This is a genomic window from Novimethylophilus kurashikiensis (assembly GCF_003112435.1).
Taxonomy (GTDB): Bacteria; Pseudomonadota; Gammaproteobacteria; order Burkholderiales; family Methylophilaceae; genus Novimethylophilus; species Novimethylophilus kurashikiensis.
This window is the reverse complement of sequence record NZ_BDOQ01000019.1, coordinates 43603-61756: the sequence shown is the minus strand read 5'-3', so window position 1 is coordinate 61756 and position 18154 is coordinate 43603. Positions and strand designations below refer to the sequence as shown.

21 protein-coding genes are annotated in these 18154 nt (G+C 58.4%); 4 read left to right on the top strand and 17 right to left on the bottom strand.

Annotated features, from left to right (window positions below):
• Positions 1–33: 33 nt before the first annotated feature.
• From NMK_RS15445 to NMK_RS15395, 11 genes are read right to left on the bottom strand one after another with little or no spacing between them, the layout of a single operon-like run.
• Positions 34–636, bottom strand: coding sequence for a hypothetical protein (locus tag NMK_RS15445; protein WP_227871532.1), 603 nt, complete (start codon positions 634–636; stop codon positions 34–36).
• The gene (locus NMK_RS15440) at positions 617–1108 is read right to left on the bottom strand and encodes a TPM domain-containing protein (RefSeq protein WP_227871531.1); all 492 of its coding nucleotides are present in this window, start codon (positions 1106–1108) and stop codon (positions 617–619) included. Before NMK_RS15440 ends, NMK_RS15445 begins: the two co-directional genes overlap by 20 nt.
• Positions 1109–1110: 2 nt before the next feature.
• Positions 1111–1905, bottom strand: a complete 795-nt coding sequence (locus NMK_RS15435) for a TPM domain-containing protein (protein ID WP_109016871.1) — start codon at positions 1903–1905, stop codon at positions 1111–1113.
• 46 nt (positions 1906–1951) lie between these two features.
• Entirely contained in the window at positions 1952–2545 is a 594-nt protein-coding gene (locus NMK_RS15430) for a LemA family protein (protein WP_109016664.1), read from the bottom strand.
• 28 nt (positions 2546–2573) lie between these two features.
• A complete protein-coding gene (locus NMK_RS15425; RefSeq protein WP_109016663.1) occupies positions 2574–3365 on the bottom strand; it encodes a uracil-DNA glycosylase in 792 nt (263 codons plus the stop codon).
• Positions 3362–3823 (bottom strand): ribosomal protein S18-alanine N-acetyltransferase, encoded by a 462-nt coding sequence (rimI, locus tag NMK_RS15420; RefSeq protein ID WP_109016662.1) that lies wholly within the window; start codon positions 3821–3823, stop codon positions 3362–3364. Before rimI ends, NMK_RS15425 begins: the two co-directional genes overlap by 4 nt.
• Complete coding sequence (gene tsaB, locus NMK_RS15415; RefSeq protein ID WP_109016661.1) at positions 3820–4503, bottom strand: tRNA (adenosine(37)-N6)-threonylcarbamoyltransferase complex dimerization subunit type 1 TsaB; 684 nt, start codon at positions 4501–4503, stop codon at positions 3820–3822. The genes rimI and tsaB overlap by 4 nt, the downstream gene beginning before the upstream one ends.
• A gap of 58 nt (positions 4504–4561) precedes the next feature.
• Positions 4562–4975, bottom strand: a complete 414-nt coding sequence (gene arfB, locus NMK_RS15410; protein WP_109016660.1) for an alternative ribosome rescue aminoacyl-tRNA hydrolase ArfB — start codon at positions 4973–4975, stop codon at positions 4562–4564.
• Positions 4976–5011: 36 nt separating this feature from the next.
• Positions 5012–5185, bottom strand: coding sequence for a DUF1289 domain-containing protein (locus NMK_RS15405; protein ID WP_109016659.1), 174 nt, complete (start codon positions 5183–5185; stop codon positions 5012–5014).
• Positions 5186–5188: 3 nt separating this feature from the next.
• On the bottom strand, positions 5189–7909 hold the full coding sequence (gene secA, locus NMK_RS15400; protein ID WP_109016658.1) for a preprotein translocase subunit SecA: 2721 nt from the start codon (positions 7907–7909) through the stop codon (positions 5189–5191).
• A 50-nt stretch (positions 7910–7959) separates the two neighbouring features.
• Positions 7960–8844, bottom strand: a complete 885-nt coding sequence (locus NMK_RS15395) for a M23 family metallopeptidase (protein WP_109016657.1) — start codon at positions 8842–8844, stop codon at positions 7960–7962.
• 54 nt (positions 8845–8898) lie between these two features.
• On the opposite strand from NMK_RS15395, the gene NMK_RS15390 reads away from it, so the two are divergent.
• On the top strand, positions 8899–9327 hold the full coding sequence (locus tag NMK_RS15390) for a DciA family protein (protein WP_109016656.1): 429 nt from the start codon (positions 8899–8901) through the stop codon (positions 9325–9327).
• Positions 9328–9332: 5 nt separating this feature from the next.
• Positions 9333–10127: a sulfite exporter TauE/SafE family protein gene (locus NMK_RS15385; protein WP_109016870.1), complete on the top strand. Its 795-nt coding sequence runs from the start codon at positions 9333–9335 to the stop codon at positions 10125–10127.
• Here the strand turns inward: NMK_RS15385 and dacB are convergent.
• Positions 10124–11551, bottom strand: a complete 1428-nt coding sequence (gene dacB / locus NMK_RS15380; protein ID WP_109016655.1) for a D-alanyl-D-alanine carboxypeptidase/D-alanyl-D-alanine endopeptidase — start codon at positions 11549–11551, stop codon at positions 10124–10126. The two genes, NMK_RS15385 and dacB, sit on opposite strands and share 4 nt — an antisense overlap.
• 78 nt (positions 11552–11629) lie before the next feature.
• Here dacB and NMK_RS15375 point away from each other — a divergent pair, with 78 nt between their 5' ends.
• Positions 11630–12478 carry an SDR family oxidoreductase gene (locus tag NMK_RS15375; RefSeq protein WP_109016654.1) on the top strand — a complete coding sequence of 283 codons (849 nt, stop codon included), beginning with the start codon at positions 11630–11632 and terminating at the stop codon, positions 12476–12478.
• Positions 12471–13127, top strand: coding sequence for a DNA-3-methyladenine glycosylase family protein (locus NMK_RS15370; RefSeq protein ID WP_109016653.1), 657 nt, complete (start codon positions 12471–12473; stop codon positions 13125–13127). Before NMK_RS15375 ends, NMK_RS15370 begins: the two co-directional genes overlap by 8 nt.
• A gap of 67 nt (positions 13128–13194) precedes the next feature.
• Here the strand turns inward: NMK_RS15370 and NMK_RS15365 are convergent, their stop codons facing one another.
• From NMK_RS15365 to NMK_RS18810, 5 genes are all read right to left on the bottom strand, one after another.
• Entirely contained in the window at positions 13195–14559 is a 1365-nt protein-coding gene (locus NMK_RS15365; RefSeq protein ID WP_109016652.1) for an MCP four helix bundle domain-containing protein, read from the bottom strand.
• A 96-nt stretch (positions 14560–14655) separates the two neighbouring features.
• Positions 14656–16848: an EAL domain-containing response regulator gene (locus NMK_RS15360; protein WP_109016651.1), complete on the bottom strand. Its 2193-nt coding sequence runs from the start codon at positions 16846–16848 to the stop codon at positions 14656–14658.
• A gap of 6 nt (positions 16849–16854) precedes the next feature.
• Positions 16855–17685 carry a CheR family methyltransferase gene (locus tag NMK_RS15355; protein WP_109016650.1) on the bottom strand — a complete coding sequence of 277 codons (831 nt, stop codon included), beginning with the start codon at positions 17683–17685 and terminating at the stop codon, positions 16855–16857.
• Positions 17686–17703: 18 nt separating this feature from the next.
• Entirely contained in the window at positions 17704–17829 is a 126-nt protein-coding gene (locus NMK_RS19100) for a hypothetical protein (RefSeq protein ID WP_370849007.1), read from the bottom strand.
• Entirely contained in the window at positions 17798–18085 is a 288-nt protein-coding gene (locus tag NMK_RS18810) for a hypothetical protein (protein WP_370849012.1), read from the bottom strand. Before NMK_RS18810 ends, NMK_RS19100 begins: the two co-directional genes overlap by 32 nt.
• Positions 18086–18154: the final 69 nt, after the last annotated feature.

Below are 18154 nucleotides of genomic sequence, written 5' to 3'. Positions count from 1 at the left end.
GGATTTCACTCGCCGCGTCAGCAACGGCGGGCGTTAGTGGGCGCTGCTCAAGGCCGGTCGCCAGCCGCTACGCCACTGTTCCAGTGGCAGAATTTCGGCCGGATAGCCGTTGTCGTAGAACCACGAGTCCACCGCGTAAAACTTGCCTGTAGCGATTTCGCTGATAACGGCCGCCGAATGCCGTCCGAAAAACAGGAAGCCGCCGCGCGTCTTGGTGTCCGCAATGCGATGAAAACGCAATAATCCGTCCGCCGCCATCAAGCGCATGTAGGTGGTGGAGTTAGTCGCCTCGTCGTTGCAGTCCAACTGCCCCGGATATTCCGAATTGCCGAAGGTGCCGCCGCGGTCGTCGTCCGTACCCGTCTTGGGCCCGACGATGCGCTCCATGAGGCCGATGGCGTCGCGCAGCACCTCGCGTTCCTGCTCGGCGGTTTCGGGTTGGGGGTCGAACAAGTCGCGCACCTCTTGCCATTCGTCTTTCGTTAGGTGCACGGTTTGCACTTCGGCACAGGTGCCGCCGTCGCAGAACAGGAATTTTTCAATGGATGCCGGGGACTGAAGCACTCGGGTCATCGTGGGGCCATCGGCCCAGGCACAGCAGGGAAGTAACAGCAGGCTAAAGAATAAGCGGCGCATCCGGAAGTTCATTGGGATTATCATTGTTATCGGCTGGGAAATGCTGTTGCAGCAAGGCCGTAATGCGGGCGATCCCCTCAATCGCACCTTGCTCGAACTGTTGCTGCTTGAAACGGGTTTCCATTTCTTTGCAAATGGCTTGCCAAGCGCCTTCACCCACGCGTTGATGGATTCCACGATCGGCGACTATTTCCACATCGCGCTCGGCCAGGAGCAAGTAAATCAATACGCCGGAATTATGCTCGGTATCCCAGATGCGTAATTGTGAAAACACTTCCAGGGCGCGTTCGCGTGCCGACTTGCCGCGCAACAAGTCGAACAGGTGAAGCCCAGGCTCGACCACAAAACGCAGCTCGCCCAGATGTGAGCTTTCGCTATGCTGGATCGCCGTTTCTATCTTGGATAGTGCCGATGCCGTGAAAGAACGCCGCACCAGCCAGGGCCCACTGAACAGATGTTGAAGCACGCGCATTATCACCACCTTCCCGAAGCGCCACCGCCGCCGAAGCCGCCGCCTCCCCCGCTGAACCCGCCTCCGCCGCTACCGAACCCACCGCCTCCGCCAAAGCCTCCCGGAAAACCGCCGCGTCCGCCGGCTAGCGTAAAAATGAAAGCGACGAACCCCAGGATGAGAGCGAACGCCAATCCGGCGCCCAACAGCCAGACCACAACACCGACCAGACCGCCCGTCGCTACGCCGCCCATGAAACTGCCGAGCACGGCGCGCAAGATGGCACCGGCAACGATGGCGACGACGAACAGTACGGGGAAATATTGATCGATAGGATGCGAAGCACTCCCCCGCTTGGCTACAGGCTCCGGTAAGGGCTCGCCCTGCACGACCTTAAGGATGCCGTCCACGCCGGCGGAAATGCCGCCGTAGAAGTCGCCCTGCTTGAAACGGGGAATGATGATGTCTTCGATGATGCGCTTGGAAGTCGCATCGTTGAGCGCGCCTTCAAGGCCATAGCCGACTTCGATGCGCAAGGTACGGTCATCCTTGGCCACCAGCAGCAACGCGCCGTCATCCACCCCCTTGCGCCCGAGTTTCCATTGCTCGGCGACCCGGATGCCGTACTGCTCGATGGTTTCGGGCTGGGTGGTCGGCACGATGAGCACGGCGATCTGGCTGCCTTTTTGCGTCTCGAAGGCCTGGAGTTTGGATTCCAGCGCGCCGCGCTGATCCGGTGACAGGGTATTAGTTAGGTCAGTAACGCGCGCCGTCAGTGCAGGCACCTGCACCTCCGCCGCCGCGAGCAGCGGCAGCATGCTGAGGAAGAAAATCGCCAGCCAACGACGCACGGGGACGCGCCTCTTACTTGGTGCCGAAATCGACCTTGGGCGCGGTCGAGATGGCTTTTTCGTCCGCCACCGTGAAGGAAGGCTTGGGCTTGTAGCCGAACATCATGGCCGTGAGGTTGGTGGGGAAGGAGCGCACAGTGACGTTGTACTCCTGCACAGCTTTGATGTAGCGGTTGCGGGCGACGGTGATGCGGTTTTCCGTGCCTTCGAGCTGGGCTTGCAAGTCGCGGAAATTAGCATCGGCCTTGAGCTGCGGATAGTTTTCGGAAACCACCAACAGACGAGACAACGCCGAGGTCAATTGGCTTTGTGCAGCCTGGAACTTGGCAAACGCCTGTTCGTCGTTGACCAGTTCCGGCGTGGCCTGGATGCTACCCACCTTGGAACGTGCCTCGGTCACTTGCTCCAGCACTTCCTTCTCGTGGGTGGCGTAGCCCTTCACGGTATTCACGAGGTTGGGCACGAGATCGGCTCGGCGCTGGTACTGGTTGAGCACTTCCGCCCAAGCGGCGTTGACTTGTTCGTCTTGCGACTGGAAGGCGTTGTAGCCGCAGCCGGATAGGGCCAGCGTGGCGAGTAACAGGAAAGCAGTCATAAGTTTGCGCATTTTTAACTCCTTGGTGAGAAACTCATCCTCAAGATGCGGGCGAATCGGCGGATTGCAAGTTGCGCATGGTCGCACGGGCAAAGCACAGATCCTCCCAGGCCTTGGCCTTGTCCGGCAGGTTGCGCAGCAAATACGCCGGGTGGTACGTCACAATGACCGGCACGCCGTGATAATCGTGCAGCTTACCGCGCAATGCACCGATGGACTGCTCGGTGGCCAGCACAGACTGCGCCGCAAAACGTCCCAGCGCGACAATCAGCTTGGGCTTGATCAGTTCGACCTGGCGTTTGAGGAAAGGATCGCATTTCACCACTTCTTCCCCCTGCGGGTCGCGATTCTGCGGGGGGCGGCATTTGAGTACATTGGCGATGTAGACGTTCTCGCCGCGCTTCAGTTGGATTGCTCCCAGCATATTGTCGAGCAGTTGCCCGGCGGCGCCGACAAAAGGTTCGCCTCGTTTATCCTCCTCCGCACCTGGCGCTTCGCCAACAAATAGCCATTCGGCATGCTCGTCACCTACGCCGAACACGGTTTGCGTGCGAGTGGATGCAAGGGAACAGGCTTCGCATGCAGCAACGGCTTGCTTGAGTTCTGGCCAATCCATTTGCATGATGAGGGGGTGGCGATCTGGCGCGGCTGCAGTTGCCGGAACTGCAGCCGAAGTTTCCATCGTTGCCGCAGGCGAGGCCGCCTGCGCTACAGATTGAGGCTCAGGTTCAATAACGCTGGCATCCTCGGCGGCATTGACGACCGGTTCCCTCAGCCGCCATACCGGCAGCAATTCCAGTTCGCGCAGAATATCGATACGCGTGACCGTCACAGTGCCGACCCCATCAAAATCGCATCCTCACGCCCATTTGCTGCCGGGTAATAGCCCTTGCGCACCGAAAACTCGTTGAAGCCCATGTTCTCGTAAAGCCGCAATGCGGACTTATTGGACGGCCGCACTTCCAGGAACATCATCTGCCCCTTATGGCCGCGTGCGACCTGCATGATGTGTTCGAGGAGCTTTTTGCCCAACCCACGGCCCTGATATTCCTTAGCGATGCTGATGTTGAGCAGGTGCGCTTCGTCCAGCACCATCATGAGTACCGCGTAACCGATGATCTGTTTCTCGTGCTCGCAAACCCAGCAGCTGTAGCCGGCCTTGAGCGAGTCGGCGAAATTGCCGCGTGTCCAAGGGAAAGGGTAAATCTCCGGCTCGATCGTCATCACGGTATCCAGGTCGCCCGACTTCATCGGGCGGTAGCTGACCGCAGGTTTGAGCACGGCACTCATTTGGCCGCCTCGCGTTCGCGTGTGGTGAAGGCGACCTTGTTGCGGATGTAGAGCGGTGCCGCTTCATGAGCAGGACGCCCTTCGCCGCGAGCCAGTCGAGGGGCGGCCAATTCGGCCATGTGCCGCGCCAGGGGAAAGGCGCCTTCGATGGTTTGCTCAAACTGGCCAGCATAAACCTGGTTCATTGCGTCACCGAATTGATCCCAACCGCTGCCGATACCGCACCAACCTGTGCCCTCAACCTTCGGAACATCTAATGGGGCGTACAAGCCGGGGTCGACCACCGCCTGCCAAGCGTCGTTTTCGCGCACGTAAACGGCGTGGTAAACCTCGTTCATCCGGGCATCGAGGCAAGCGATAATTTTTTCCTGGTCGGCTTGCTGCGCCAGGGCTTCCAACGTGCACACGCCCACTACTGGTAGTCCTGCACCATAGGCCAATCCCTGCGCTACTCCACAGCCGATGCGCAATCCGGTAAACGACCCCGGCCCCTCGCCAAATGCGATGCCGTCCAGATCAGCAAGCTGCCAGCCGACTTCATCCAATAGCTCGCGCAGCAAGGGCAGGATCAGCTCGGAATGCTTCTGCCCGGCTCGCATTTCGCGCACGCGAACGTCGCCGTCGTGCCAAAGCGCGAGGGAAAGGAATTCTGTGGAGGTATCGAGCGCGAGCAGCTTCATCGGTGAGCCCAGGAAAAACGCTATTTTGCCACAGCCGTTGGGATCAACCGCGTCGGTGTCATTGATCGGACACTTTGCCGCGAAGAATTTTGACCTGCCCTCGGTGCTGCTTGCTTTCCACGCGCTTGCGCTGGGAAGCGCGTGTAGGTCGCGTGGCCCGCCGCACTTTGGGCGGAAGCGCCACGCGATCAACCAATTCATGCAGGCGGGCGATCGCGTCCTGTCGATTGAGATCCTGGCTGCGAAACCGCTGTGCCTTGATGACGACGATGCCTTCTTCGCTGATACGGTGGTCCCGGAGTGCGAGGAGCCGATCTTTGATGTCTTCAGGCAGCGAAGAAGCCCGGATATCGAACCGCAGATGCACAGCGCTCGCGACCTTGTTCACGTTCTGGCCGCCTGCACCTTGGGCACGAACCGCGGTGAATTCGATTTCTTCGAGGGGAATGGCGATGTGGCGGGTGAGGGTCATACTAATAAAAATGCCGGGGAGCCCCGGCATTTTCAATCAATCGTTCTTGGTCACTTTGCGCTGCTCCAGCACCAGCAGCAGTTGTTGTCGCTCAGGATCGGGCAGCATGCGCCACGACCCGATCTCTTCGCGCGTTCGCAAACAACCCTCGCACAATCCGGAGCGCATGTTGATGCGACACAAACCGTTGCAAGGAGACGGAACCGACATTCGCTAGCTCAATTGTCCATGGCATTGTTTGAACTTCTTGCCCGAACCGCAGGGGCAAGGATCGTTGCGGCCAATCTTAATACCCTCGCGTTCGAACGGCAACTGCATCTGCGGCGCTTGCGCTTCCTCGCCGCCGGACTGTTCGGCATTGAAATCGGCATGCTGATATTGCACGTTCTCGAGCTCGGCCGGGCGCTCCACGGCTTCGACATCTTCTTCGCTACGCAGCTGTACCATCATCGTGACTTGCGTCACTTCGCGCTTGACGGTGTCGAGCAGCATTGCGAACAGCTCGAAGGCTTCACGCTTATATTCCTGCTTGGGGTTCTTCTGCGCATACGAACGCAAGTGGATGCCTTGGCGCAGGAGATCCAGCGACGAAAGATGCTCGCGCCAATGGTTGTCCATGCTTTGCAGCATGATGGCGCGCTCGAAGTGGCGCATGACCTCGGCACCCGCCTGATCGACCTTGGCTTGGTACTGCGCCTCGGCGGCGTCCAGGATGCGCTCAAGCAACGTTTCTTCGTGCAGTTCCGGTTCTTTTTCCAGCCATTGCTGGATCGGCAGCTCTAAGCCGACTTCGCCTTCTAGCGACTTTTCCAGTCCCGGCACGTCCCACTGCTCTTCCAGGCTGCCCGGCGGAATGTGCTGGCCGAAGAAATCCGTAATCACATCGCGACGCATCGCAGCGATGGTTTCGGCCACGTCGGTGGCTTCGAGCAGCTCGTTGCGCTGCTGGTAGATCACCTTGCGCTGGTCGTTAGCGACGTCGTCGTATTCCAGCAATTGCTTGCGGATATCGAAGTTGCGGCCTTCCACTTTGCGCTGGGCGTTTTCGATAGCGCGCGTGACCCAGGGATGCTCGATGGCCTCGCCTTCCGGCATCTTGAGACGGTCCATGATCGCGGCAACGCGGTCGGACGCAAAAATGCGCAGCAAGGAGTCTTCCAGCGATAGATAGAAACGACTGGAACCAGGGTCGCCCTGACGACCGGCACGCCCGCGCAGTTGGTTATCGACACGGCGGGATTCATGACGCTCGGTGCCCACGATATGTAGGCCGCCGGCGGCAATGACTTGATTGTGCAACGTTTGCCAATTTCCCTTGATCTCGGCGACGCGTGCGGTCTTTTGCTCGTCCGTCAGGTTGGCGTCCGCGTTGACCTGAGCGATCTCATGCTCGGGATTGCCCCCCAGCACGATGTCGGTACCGCGGCCCGCCATGTTGGTGGCAATGGTAATCATGCCGGGACGACCAGCCTGGGCGATGATGTGCGCTTCGCGCTCGTGCTGCTTGGCATTGAGCACCTGGTGCGACAGCTTGGCCTTGTCCAGCATGGCGGACAGCAGCTCGGAGTTCTCGATGGACGTCGTGCCCACCAGCACCGGCTGACCGCGCTTCTGGCAATCGATGATGTCGTCCAGCACCGCCTGGTATTTTTCCTTGGCGGAGCGGTACACCTTGTCCATGTGGTCCGCACGCTGGATGGAACGATGCGTCGGGATCACGACAGTTTCGAGGCCGTAGATGTGGTTGAACTCGAATGCTTCCGTATCCGCCGTGCCGGTCATGCCGGAAAGGCGGGCGTACATGCGGAAATAATTCTGGAAGGTGATGGAAGCAAGCGTCTGGTTTTCCTTCTGGATCGCCACGCCTTCCTTGGCTTCTACCGCCTGATGCAGGCCGTCGGACCAGCGGCGGCCGGTCATCATGCGGCCCGTAAATTCGTCGACAATGACGATCTCGGCGTTGCGCACCACGTAGTGCTGGTCGCGGTGGAACAGATTGTGGGCACGCAGCGATGCATACATATGATGCACCAACGAGATATTGGCAGCGTCATACAGACTGGTGCCTTCCGGCAGCAGACCTGCCGCAGCCAGGATTTCCTCGGCATGTTCATGACCGATTTCGGACAGGATGACCTGGTTGGTCTTTTCGTCCACCCAGAAATCGCCCTCACCGTCTTCGGTCTGTTGGCGGGTGAGTTGCGGTACCAGGGCGTTGATGCGGGTGTAGAGATCGACATTATCGTCGGCCTGGCCGGAAATGATCAGCGGCGTCCGCGCTTCGTCGATCAGGATGGAGTCCACTTCGTCGACAATGGCGAAATTGAGTCCGCGCTGCACGCGCTCCTCCGGTGTATACACCATGTTGTCGCGCAGGTAGTCGAAACCGAATTCGTTGTTGGTGCCGTAGGTGATGTCGGCAGCGTAGGCTTGCTGCTTGGCATCGTGCTCCATCTGCGACAGATTGATACCGAAGGATAAGCCCAGGAAGTTGTACAACCGGCCCATCCAGGAGGCATCCCGCGAAGCCAGGTAGTCGTTCACCGTCACCACGTGAACACCCTTGCCGGACAAGGCATTCAGGTAAGCCGGCAGCGTTGCCACCAGCGTCTTGCCTTCGCCGGTCCGCATTTCAGCGATCTTGCCGTAATGCAGCACCATGCCGCCGATGAGCTGTACGTCGAAGTGACGCATCTCGAACACACGCTTGCCGGCCTCGCGTACGACGGCGAAGGCTTCGGGCAACAGGTCGTCCAAGGTTTCACCGTTCTGGTAGCGCTGCTTGAATTCCTCGGTCTTGCCGCGCAGTTGCTCGTCGGTGAGCGCCTGCATGGCCGGTTCCAGCGCGTTGATTTGCGCCACCGTGCGGGAATATTGCTTGATGAGCCGCTCGTTGCGGCTGCCGAAAATCTTCTTGACCAGATTGGAGAGCATAGAAAGGAACGCTTGACCTCTTGGCTAAAGAGGCTCGAAAAATTAAATAACTAACCCTGATTTGACGTCAGATACCTGCGCGGATCGAGCGCTACCCCGTTCAACCGCACCTCGAAATGCAAATGGGCCCCTGTGGAGCGCCCGGTGTTACCCACCTCGGCAATCAGCTGGCCCTTTTCAACGCGATCGCCCACTTTCACCAGCAAGCGCGATGCATGGGCATAACGCGTTTCCACACCGGAGCCGTGGTCGATCTTCACGATGTTACCATAATCGGGCGTACGCTCGGCAGCGGTGACTATGCCGGAAGCCGCTGCGCGTATGGGCGTGCCCACCTCGGCCATGAAGTCCAACCCTTCATGGAAGGCCATTTGGCCTGTGAAAGGATCGACTCGCCAACCAAAGCTGGAAGAGTTGAACGCCGCATTGACCGGGCGCTCGCTGGGCAGCGTGTTCTGCTTGAGGGTGCGCTGCAACAACACGGCTTCCAATGCGCCATAACGGTCGGATTTGCGCTGCAACTCATCGACCAACCCCGTCATCTGGTGTTCCAGATCGTTTTCGCTGAGGTTGTAAGCGCGTGTGATCGGGCCGCCTTGTGCCGCGGGTACATCAAGGTCTTTTTCCTTGATCCCGGCTATCTTCGCCAGACGTTCGCTCAACGCATCCAGACGCATGACACGAGCCTGAATCTGCCCCAATTGGATTGCCAGCGCGTTGATATGTTCCTGATGGTCGTCCTGCTTGATGCGGAACTTGGCCGGCAGCAGCGACACCGGATTAACGGCTTTGAGCACGTTGTCGCCCTGTGGCAGAATGAAGGGCAGGATCAACAGCGGCGGCAGCATGATCAATACCGCCAGCACCGATAGCGATTGCCACCAGTTCAGCGTCCTGGGCCGGCCCATACTGTTCGAGACGATTATAATGTTCATTGTTGCGTCACCCCTGTTTGTTATTCTCCGGCCCGGTACACCCCGGCAGGGAGCATGCGCGTAATGCGGCGGCTCAACTCGGTCTTCGGCGCAGCGCCAGAACTAAAAGCCCTGACGGCACGGGCCGAAGAGGCCATGGCCATGCAAAAAATTTGGGAGGCCGTGGCGCCTCCCCCGCTGAATCAATACAGTCACGTCGGCCTGGTGCACGACGGCGAACTCAAGGTCTATACCCACAGCAGCGCCGTTGCTTCAAAACTCAAGATGCAGATCAACGGCTTGCTGAAAAAACTGCAGAATCGAGGGGTGGAAGTTACTTCAATTCGGGTGGAAGTGCAAGTTGCCTCCGTTCCCCGCGTCCCTGCTGGAACCGCCATGCGCATCAGCCGCGACACGGCCAAAAAACTGCTCAAATTGGCCGATCAACTTCCCGCCGATTCTCGCCTCAGAAAATCCCTTAAACAGCTCGCCAGCCGGGCTTGATGCTCATGCATCCGTTCATACTTTACCTGCTCACCGGCGCAGTGGCCGGCCTGCTCGCGGGTATGCTGGGCGTAGGAGGCGGACTCATCATCGTCCCCATCCTGACGTTCATTTTCGCCGCCAGCGGATTCGCGCCTGACTATATCCTGCACCTGGCGCTCGGCACCTCGCTCGCCACCATTACCGTCACCTCGATTTCCTCGGCACGCGCGCACCATCGCCACGGTGCCGTCAATTGGGAGGCAGTACGCCGCATTGCGCCCGGCATCGCCTTCGGTTGCCTGGTGGGTGCCTGGGTGGCGGCGCAACTGGATATACGGCCGTTGAAATGGCTGTTCGTGGCTTTCGAGTTTTATGTAGGCACGCAAATGCTGCTGCGTTTTGCCCCGCATCCGCATCGCAGTTTTCCAGGGACGTTGGGCATGAGCCTGATGGGCACGGCCATCGGCCTGTTATCGAGCCTGGTGGGGATTGGCGGTGGAACGCTATCCGTACCCTTCATGCTGTATTGCAACCGCAGCATGCGCGAAGCGGTGGGAACCTCCTCCGCCATCGGTTTACCTATCGCCGTGTTCGGCAGCCTGGGTTACATCGCTTCGGGCTGGCATCTTGAGCAGTTGCCGCCGTACAGCCTGGGGTTGGTCTACCTGCCCGCCGCGTTCGGCATCGCCTTCGTCAGCCTGTTTACCGCGCCGTGGGGAGCAAAACTGGCACACCGGCTGCCTGTCGCGCTGTTGAGGAAGTTTTTCGCCGTGCTGCTTTATGCCTTGGGCGCCAAGATGGCGCTCAGCTTGATTTAACGGTCGCAACAACGAGCTTCATCACGCCCGGCCAACCATTGCAAAAGCGCATCTTGTGCATTGCGCGAATAAGCCGCTTTAGAATGGTTAACCATGAACACCACCACCCAGCGATGGCCGTTACGGTCGAGTAGATAACCTGCCAGCGTCTTCACACCTTCCAGCGAGCCTGTTTTCAAATGCGCCATGCCGCTCACCGGCGTGTCCTTGAGCCGCTTTTCCATCGTGCCGTCCACAGCGGCAATGGGCAACGAGGACATCAGTTCCGGCATCACCGGGCTTTTCCATGCATCCATCAGCAAGCGACCCATGTGCTCGGCGCTAAGACGCTCGATGCGCGAAAGTCCGGCCCCGTTTTCAATCTCCAGCTCGGGGAAATCCAGTTGCTTTGATGTCAGCCATGCCCGGACAGCCTCAGCCCCCTTCTCCGCCGTGCCTGGCGCACCTCCTTTTTCGGCTGCCAAGGTCAACAGTAAATGCCGGGCCATAAGGTTGTTACTGTTCTTGTTCATGAGGCGCACCGCATCCTCCAGCGGAGGAGACAATGTGCTAGTCAGCAAAATCGCTTGCGCCTGGACCAATCCCGCCTTGACCTCGCCCGACCACGCGCCCCCCTGCTCCCGCCACAACTGGCCGAACAATTCGCCCACGTAATGCACGTCGTCCACGACGGCAAGATTAAAGCTACGTACGCCGCAGGCAGCAACATAAGTACCGCTCAGCGTCACTACGGCTTGCCCGGCTTCTTGTGTCACCTGGTAGCTGAAACCGTCTTTCCAGTTGCCGCAGTTGCCGGATTGGAGTGCTAGGCGGTTAACGATCTTGAGTTGCGGCAGGTCGGGGTCGGCCGTAACCACAACGCTATGCGCCCCCTCGTCCGGCTGCAGGCGAAACTCCGTCGCCTTGAAGTTAACCGCGAGGGCATCCGGCGCGGCGTTGTAGGCCCGCCAAGGTTCGTTGTCGAACACCGCCTGTCCTTGCGTCCCGGCATCGAAATAACTGCGATCCAATATCAGGTTGCCGCGAATCTCGCGCAGCCCGGTCTTGCGCAATTCGCGCAGCACATTCCAGAACCCCGGCAAGGTCAGCGCCGGATCGCCATAGCCTTTGATGACAAGGTTCCCGTTCAGCACGCCATCCTTGATCGCGCCATCCGCATACGTCTCGGTTTTCCAGGCATACGCCGGGCCCAGCAGTTCAAGCGCAGCATAGGAGGTCAGCAGCTTCATGGTAGAAGCAGGGTTCATGGGTTGACGCGCGTTCACGGCAATCAGCGGTTGCGGCTTATCGACGCGCTGCACATATACAGCAACGGCTTGTTGAGGAATGTCGGCGGCACGCAAGGCTTTGGCGACCGTATCGGGCAACTCGGCGGCTTGCAGCGGCAGGCCGATACAGGCCAGTAATAGCAGGAGGAATCGCATGCATTGGATTAAATCACAGCCGATCCTGAGATAACAGGGCGGGCAGCAAAGGCAAATGCCAGTGCTAAACTCATCGCCATGACTTCACCTCATGTACTCATCGTCGGTTGCGGCGATCTCGGCGCCGCACTCGGTCAACGACTAGTTGCGTCAGGTTGCCGCGTGACAGGGCTACGCCGCAGCAATCGGGCCTTGCCCGATATCGCCACACTTCAAGGCGACGTTGGCCTGCCAGAGTCGTTACGCAGCCTAGTGGATCTGCGGCCCGATATCCTGGTCTATACCGTGGCAGCAGACGCGCAGACGGACGAAAGCTACCGCCGCCATTACCCGGAAGGCCTGCGTAATGTGCTGCAGGCCTTGCAGACTGCGCCGCCACGTCATGTCTTTTTCATCTCCAGCACGCGAGTATATGGCGTGGATGATGGGCGCTGGCTGGACGAGGAATCACCCGCCCAACCGGCAGATTTCGGCGGTGAACGCTTGCTGGAGGCAGAACGCTTGCTGCATGGCATTTCCGCCACCGTGCTTAGGCTGTCCGGCATCTATGGTCCAGGCCGTACCCGCATGTTGAAGTTGGCACGCGCCCCGCATCAATGGCCATCCACCAATACCTGGACCAACCGTATTCATCGTGACGATGCCGCAGCCTTCATCGCCATGTTGATCGACCGCGTGCTCAAGGGCGAGGCAATCCAGTCCTGCTACGTGGTCACCGACAACGCTCCCGCACCGCAGCACGAGGTGTTGAGCTGGATCGCCCATCAATTGGGCATTGCCGAACCGATGCCTGTCTTACCGCCTGTGGCTGGCGGCAAACGACTGAGCAATCGTTTAATGCAAGCCAGCGGCTATGAATTGCAGTATCCGGATTACAAGGCCGGCTATGCAGCTTTGATTGCCAGTGAAGGCCATACTCATGGATGAAGCCGTACTGACAGAGGCCGCAGGTTTTCTGGCAGGCCTGGATTCTGACTGGGCCGAATTGATTACCAAGGTCGGCCCTTGCATGTTAAAGACACATACCGAGCGCGAACCCTATGAAGCCTTGGTGCGAGCCATCGCCTACCAGCAACTCCACAGCCGCGCGGCAGAAGCTATCCTGGGACGCATGCTGATGCTCTTTCCCGACGGGAGATTCCCCGATCCAGAAGCATTACTCTCGTTGGAGGATAGCGCACTGAGAGGCTGCGGCTTCTCGGCATCCAAGATTACCGCCATCCGGGGCATTGCCTCGGCAGCCCGCGACAGCCTGGTGCCGACTTCATATGAAGCCGCCTCGTTATCGGACGAAGCATTGATCGAGCGTCTGGTGCAGTTGCGAGGCGTAGGTCGCTGGACGGTAGAGATGTTGCTGATTTTTACGCTGGGTCGCGCCGATGTGTTGCCGGTAGACGATTTCGGCGTGCGTGAAGGCTGGCGCGTACTGAAGCAGTTGGACGAACAGCCCAAGCCGAAAGCACTGGCACAAATCGGTGAAGCCTGGCGGCCTTACCGCAGCATCGCAGCTTGGTATCTCTGGCGTTCGGCAGAACTCGCCAAAGCCTCTGCTCCACCGAAAATCCCCAAGCTTTAAGGTCTTCTCATCTGCAACGCATCGATTGGGCAAGGCACCCTCCGGCTTTGGCTGAAGAGATGATCAACTATTTTCGGCTGTTTCTGTTGCGCTCGATTATTTCGAGATTGAGCGCCAACACGGGGAGCAGTTCGTCGATCAGCGCTTGTTGCGCCTCGGTAAACCGGTGGAAAGAAGCTATTTCGATGACGCCGACCACGCGTCCTTTGGCAATAATAGGCGTGAGCAGAATCACGTCCGGCACGGCTTCGCCGAGGCCGGAAAAAATACGAATGTAATCCCCCGGCACTTCCTTGAGCATGATGGGAGATTTTTCAACCACGCATTGCCCCACCAAGCCCTCTCCAGGAAGATACGAAGTCGCAAGCTGAGCGTCCTCTTTCAACCCCCAGCGTCCCATCAACGCGTATCGGCCGCTGTCTGGGGCCAGAACGTACAAGGCGGCGGCGCCTCCCTCCAGCAGAGGCACCATTCTGCTGATCACAGTTTGTGAAAAATCTTCCAAACCTTGAATCGGCTGTATCTCGCTTGAAAGCGCTGCCACCTGGCTCTTGACCCAGTGTTGCACGTTGAGTTTCTGCGCAAACTCCTTGAAAACCTGAGCCGCACGAGCGATATCGCCGACCTCGTCGCGCCGCTCGTGCCCCCTCACCGTGACATCCAGCCTGCCATCCGCCAGGTTCTTCAAGTCCTCAACGACGCCATTGATCGGATCCACCATGCCCTTGCGGCCCATCAGCCAAGCTACGCTGACGAGTAAGGCCATTTCCAGCAAGGCAATGAAAATGGACCAGGTAAGTGCAGTATCCTTGGTCGCTGCTGCTTCTTCGGTTCCCTTGTTGCCAAGCTGCGTCTTGAGGTCAATTTGAGCGTTGATGCGCTCCGCAATGAGTTCGGCCAGCAACCAGCTTTCATTCAGCAGTTCGGTAGCCCTCGCCTGGTTGCCCTCGCCTTTCCTCGATTCCGCAAGCATGGGGTCGATCGAGGCATCGTATTCCGCCCACAGGTTTTCCGTATCTTTAAGATATTGTCTATCTTGCTCATCGGAAACATAAGCCGCGTATTTGTTCAAGGAAGCCCTGACGCCTTCGCGGTGGCGTTTGATGCTCTTCTCAAGCTCGGCCTTGGTCTCAGGCGCATTGTTGAGGATGTGCTGGCTCATATAGATGCGGGTATGAAGATAGTTATCCCGCAATGTATCCAGCGTGCTCAAGCTCGGCACAGTGTTCACCGTACTGTAGCTCGCCGAGACAAAGACCTTGTTGACCTGAAGATACCCCAGGAATCCCAGCCAGGCGATGCCAGCCAAGGCAATCAGAACCAAGCCGGATAATTTTCCCGCAATGCGGATATCCGATAGTTTCATGCTCAGCCCAGCCAGCCCGGACCGATGTCGACCCGCGTCATGATGATGTTTTTGTTTTTTTGTCATGCGCCTGTTTTTCTTTATTTATGAACCTGACCGAGTTTGGTTACCGCAATGATAAGCCGGTGCCTTAGGCGCCAATCGGCCCATAAAACACCGGGATTACCAAGCGTAACCCCTTACTGTTCCACCATCAATTTCGCTCGAAACGGAATGCCTATCGAGGAAATCGTTGAATGCTGCATTGGGTAACGGCTTGCTGAAGAAATAACCTTGCAGCAGGTCACATCCTGCGGCTTGCAGATAGGCCAATTGCTCCCGCGTTTCCACGCCCTCGGCGACTACCCGCATCCTGAGACCGTGGGCGATGGCGATAATGGAGCCGACCAGCATGGTGGCATCGGCATCCGTTCCCAGTTCACTCACGAAAGAGCGATCGATCTTGAGGACATCCGCCGGCAACCGCCGCAAGTAGCTGAGCGAGGAATACCCCGTCCCGAAATCGTCGATGGCAAGGCCGATTCCGCCGGCACGAATCGCTTGCAGACGCTCGACGTCTTCCATGGCAAAACTTTCGGTAATTTCGAAAGTCAGCGCCTCCCGTGGCAGGCCGGCTTGCTGCAGCGAGGCCGCCGCCAGTGAGACACAGTTTTCAAGATGTCGATGGCGGTTGGACAGATTGACGGAGACGCGCAGTTCGCGGTCATTCTTTTGCCGCCATTGTCCAGCGTCGCGACATGCCCGCTGCACGACCCACTCAGTCAGCGGCCCGATGAATCCGGTATCTTCGGCGATGGGAATGAAATCTGCCGGCGACACCAGTCCCAGGCGAGGATGCTGCCAACGCACCAGCGCCTCTGCCGCGACGGTTTCCAGCGTGTCGGCATCAACGATAGGCTGGTAATAGACTTGTAGTTCGTCGCGATCGATGGCGTAGCGCAGGTCGTTGCTCAGCCGCACCACGGACTGCACCTTCTCGTTCATCTGCCGTGCAAAGAAAGCGAAGGCACTGCGTCCGGACTCCTTTGCGCTATACATCGCCATGTCGGCGTTACGCAGCAGGGAGCTTGCGCTGTCGGCATCCTGAGGCAACAGGCTGATGCCGATGCTGGCACCGACGCACACCTCGTTGCCGTTGATGATGAACGGCTTCGCCATTTCCGAAATGATTTCCTGGGCAACAGGTATGGTGTGGGCCGAATCGTGCACGCCCTTCAGGATCACCGTAAACTCGTCGCCGGAAAGCCTTGCCACCACGTCGTTTTCGCGCAGACACGCCTTCAACCGGATAGCGACTTCCTGTAATAGTAAGTCGCCCACGCCATGACCTAGCGAATCGTTGATGAGCTTGAAGCGGTCGATATCGATAAACATCAAGGCAACGCTGCCGCCTTCGCGCCGCAAATCGGCCACTGCATTGGACAGAAGCTCCAGGAACAGCACGCGGTTGGGCAGGCCAGTCAAAGGATCGAAATTGGCTTGTCGCCAAAGCTTAAGCTCATCGTCCTTACGCTGCGTGATATCGGTAATAACGTGAATGTATTTGGCGACATGGCCGCCAGACTCGCGGATCGCAGAAATGGAGAACCAGGCCAGAAAGGGTTCGCCGCATTTCTTGCGGCACCAGATCTCGCCTTGCCAATGATCGGATTTCAGCAACTGCGTATTGAGCGCGGCGCAGAAATCCTCATCGTGTCGGCTGCAATCGCGGATGAAATCGAGCTGCCCCACTGCGTCCGCCGAGTTATAACCGCTCATGGCAGTCAAGGCCGGATTGACGGCGATCACACGTTGCTCGGCGTCGGTGATCATGATGCCTTCGCGCGCTGCAGTGAATACCGTATCGGCAAGCTGACGGTGCGCCGCCTCGCTCCCGCGCCGCAGCTCGATCTCATCTTCAAGCTTGCGGTTGACCTCGGCGAGACGCGCCATTACCTCCTGCAATTCTTCCTTCTTGCGGAGTTCGAGGAACACTCTCACCTTGGATAGCAGCACCACGTCGTTGATCGGCTTTTCCAGGTAATCCACCGCGCCGGACGCGTATGCCTTGAGCTTATGATGATCGTCGGTATAGGCCGCAGTGAGGAAAATGATCGGAATGCCGCTGGTACGCGCCTCGCCCTGCAACAAATGTGCAACTTCGTAGCCGTCGATATCGGGCATGTGCACGTCCAGCAAAATGAGCACGAAGTCATGGTCCAGCGTCATCGCCAGGGCCTTATTACCGCTGTTGGCAGCAATGACCTCGGCATCGACTTTTTGCAGCAGGCGTTCCAGCGCAATCAAATTGCGCGGGTCGTCGTCCACAATGAGGATTTTCGGTTTGCTGGCGTCAGAAATGGAAGGCATGCTCATGCTGGCTCAATTCATTTTCTTGAAAATTCGGCAATCAGCATCGATGGCCTTGAAATAATCCGCAGCGCCGGCGGATTGCAACGATTCGCGTGTACCGAGGCAAAGCAGGCCGCCCCGCGCCAGGCTGTCGATAAAGCGCGTTACGACGCGCTTCTGCAATTCATGGTCGAAATAAATCAGTACGTTGCGGCAAACCACGAGGCAAACCTCGCAAAACACGCCATCGCCCACCAGATCGTGGTGGGCGTAGGCGATCTTTTCGCGAATATCGGGCTTTACCCGATATCCCGTCCCGCTACGTTCGAAATTGCTCTTGAACGTCCCCGTACCGCCAGACAACATGTAGTTTCTGATCCCATGCTCAACGACTTCCTCCGAATACATGCCGGATTCGGCCTTGTCGAGAGCGACATCGTTGATGTCGGTGGCGTAAATTTGCGCACGGTGAAGCAGACCTTCTTCTTTGAGCAGGATCGCCAGCGTCACGGCTTCCTCCCCGGTCGCACAGCCTGCGAGCCAGATGTTGATGCGGGGGAAACTAGCCAATCGCGGCAATACTTCGGCACGCAGGGCCTTCATGACTTGGGGGTCGCGAAACATCTCGGTGACCGGGACGGACAGATGTGACAACGCAAACTTGAGAAACCCGTCCTCGTGCAAGATACGCGGCAACAGTTCGGCGACGGTAGAACACCCGGCCGCCTGGGCCAGCGCCAGTACCCTACGTTTGATGGATGCCTTGGCGTAATGCCGAAAATCGTAGCCATGGCGCAAAGCAATCGCCTGCATGAACAAATCGAATTCGATTTCCATGACACGTGCTTCTTTCAAGGGCATCGATGCCTGACTCCCGCCTTAATCCCGGAACAAGGCAGACATGGCGACCAGCAGGTGATCCACATCCACAGGCTTGGAGTAGTAATCGTTGGCCCCGACTTCGATGCACTTCTCACGGTCCCCCGGCATGGCCTTGGCAGTCAGCGCGATGATGGGCAGTCCGGCGTAACGGGCTTCCTTGCGAATCGCCCGTATCGTGTCGTACCTTGGCGTTTTCGGTGTTCTGCGTGATGCTCGCCGACATTTGCTCGACTGAGGCCGAGGTTTCTTCAACAGATGCAGCCTGTTCGTTGGTGGCCTGAGACATGCTCTGTGCCGTCGCTGAGACTTCTTCCGATGCGGAAGCTATGTTGGTCGCGGTACTGCTGACTTCGTTAATCACCTGGGAAAGCTTGGCCACGGTATTGTTGAGGCTTTGCTTGACCTGGTCGAAGGCCCCTTGGTAATCACGGGTGACGACCTGGGTGAG

Bases quoted from the DNA above. Each gene is read 5' to 3' on its own strand.
- NMK_RS15355 (WP_109016650.1), bottom strand. From the start codon at position 17,685: ATGCCCTTGAAAGAAGCACGTGTCATGGAAATCGAATTCGATTTGTTC.
- NMK_RS15365 (WP_109016652.1), bottom strand. From the start codon at position 14,559: ATGACAAAAAAACAAAAACATCATCATGACGCGGGTCGACATCGGTCC.
- NMK_RS15445 (WP_227871532.1), bottom strand. From the start codon at position 636: ATGCGCCGCTTATTCTTTAGCCTGCTGTTACTTCCCTGCTGTGCCTGG.
- NMK_RS15360 (WP_109016651.1), bottom strand. From the start codon at position 16,848: ATGAGCATGCCTTCCATTTCTGACGCCAGCAAACCGAAAATCCTCATT.
- arfB (WP_109016660.1), bottom strand. From the start codon at position 4,975: ATGACCCTCACCCGCCACATCGCCATTCCCCTCGAAGAAATCGAATTC.
- NMK_RS15430 (WP_109016664.1), bottom strand. From the start codon at position 2,545: ATGCGCAAACTTATGACTGCTTTCCTGTTACTCGCCACGCTGGCCCTA.
- rimI (WP_109016662.1), bottom strand. From the start codon at position 3,823: ATGAGTGCCGTGCTCAAACCTGCGGTCAGCTACCGCCCGATGAAGTCG.
- secA (WP_109016658.1), bottom strand. From the start codon at position 7,909: ATGCTCTCCAATCTGGTCAAGAAGATTTTCGGCAGCCGCAACGAGCGG.
- tsaB (WP_109016661.1), bottom strand. From the start codon at position 4,503: ATGAAGCTGCTCGCGCTCGATACCTCCACAGAATTCCTTTCCCTCGCG.
- NMK_RS15375 (WP_109016654.1), top strand. From the start codon at position 11,630: ATGACTTCACCTCATGTACTCATCGTCGGTTGCGGCGATCTCGGCGCC.
- NMK_RS15370 (WP_109016653.1), top strand. From the start codon at position 12,471: ATGGATGAAGCCGTACTGACAGAGGCCGCAGGTTTTCTGGCAGGCCTG.
- dacB (WP_109016655.1), bottom strand. From the start codon at position 11,551: ATGCGATTCCTCCTGCTATTACTGGCCTGTATCGGCCTGCCGCTGCAA.
- NMK_RS15395 (WP_109016657.1), bottom strand. From the start codon at position 8,844: ATGAACATTATAATCGTCTCGAACAGTATGGGCCGGCCCAGGACGCTG.
- NMK_RS15385 (WP_109016870.1), top strand. From the start codon at position 9,333: ATGCATCCGTTCATACTTTACCTGCTCACCGGCGCAGTGGCCGGCCTG.
- NMK_RS15440 (WP_227871531.1), bottom strand. From the start codon at position 1,108: ATGCGCGTGCTTCAACATCTGTTCAGTGGGCCCTGGCTGGTGCGGCGT.
- NMK_RS15405 (WP_109016659.1), bottom strand. From the start codon at position 5,185: ATGTCGGTTCCGTCTCCTTGCAACGGTTTGTGTCGCATCAACATGCGC.
- NMK_RS15390 (WP_109016656.1), top strand. From the start codon at position 8,899: ATGCGCGTAATGCGGCGGCTCAACTCGGTCTTCGGCGCAGCGCCAGAA.
- NMK_RS15435 (WP_109016871.1), bottom strand. From the start codon at position 1,905: ATGCTGCCGCTGCTCGCGGCGGCGGAGGTGCAGGTGCCTGCACTGACG.